This window comes from Ruegeria sp. AB8 (assembly GCF_056542605.1).
The window spans coordinates 1-1,230 of sequence record NZ_JBQGAB010000097.1; the positions used below are offsets into that span (position 1 = coordinate 1).

The following is a 1,230-nucleotide window of genomic DNA, read 5'->3' on the forward strand; positions in this document are numbered from 1 at the left end:
CTGGGCGTCTGATGATGGGCAGCAAGGCGATGATCGCTGGGCCATCAAGGCGCGTATTTTTGACGCGAATGGCGATGCGGTTGTCAGTGAATTCCTGGTCAATGAATTCACCAATGACACTCAAATTGCGCCGAGCGTGACAGTGCTCGCCAATGGCCATTTTGTCATCATATGGATGTCTAACGACGGGCAGCAAGGTGATACGTCTGGTTATGCCATCAAGGCGCGTATTTTCGATGCAAACGGTGTTGCTCAAGGTCCCGAGCCGATCACAGAAGATGTTGTGACCCTGATTGAGACCGCCACGCTTTTGGCCAACGACAGCGATGTCGACGGGGATGCGCTCACGATGACAGCAGTGTCTGCCAGGAGTGCGCATGGCGCGACCCTGACGCTGAACACCGACGGGACAATCAGCTATGATCCCACCAACGCGGATGCTGTCCAGGCTTTGGCAGTTGGGCAGACACTTATCGACACATTTACCTATACGGTCGAGGACGGCAATGGCGGGGAGAGCACTGCAACAGTTTCAATTGTTGTTCACGGAAGAAACGATGCACCCGTTTTAGCAATTGCATTGTCCGATCACTCTTCAGCGGAAGATGAAGCTGTGAGCTTTGCACTGCCAACCAATGCGTTCACGGATGTGGATGGTGATGCACTGACCTTGAGTGCGACACTGACGGATGGTGCGGCGCTGCCGGACTGGCTGGTGTTTGATGCCATTGCGGGGAGCTTCTCGGGCACACCGCCGCAGGACTTCCATGGTACATTGAGTGTGACCGTGACGGCCAGCGATGGGTCACGCACAGCAAGCGATAGCTTTGCCCTTGAGATTCCCCCTGTAAACGATGCACCGATCGCGGTAGATGATCTTATTGGCGCGAGTGAACTCCGCGTGAATGAATTTACCAACACCGGACAAAAGACTCCAAGTATTACCGCACTGACTAATGGCCATTTTGTCGTCACCTGGGACTCTCGTGATGGGCAGCAAGGCGATGCTTCTTCTTCTGCCATCAAGGCGCGTATTATTGATGCAGAGGGTGTTGAGATCGTCAGTGAGTTCCTGGTCAACGAGTTTACCCATAGCTGGCAATTGAACGCGAGTGTCACGGCGCTCGCCGATGGCCATTTTGTCGTCACCTGGTCGTCTTTTGACCAACAGCAAGGCGATCCATCCGGATATGCTGTCAAGGCGCGTGTTTTCAATGCGGATGGCAGTGA

The 1,230-nt window shown here is 54.1% G+C and carries 1 protein-coding gene; it reads left to right on the forward strand.

The genetic code is table 11. From position 1 onward, the window contains the following. Positions 1 to 1,230: tandem-95 repeat protein (locus tag ACR0CG_RS23905; protein ID WP_480527995.1), on the forward strand; the 1,230-nt coding region annotated here is incomplete at both ends.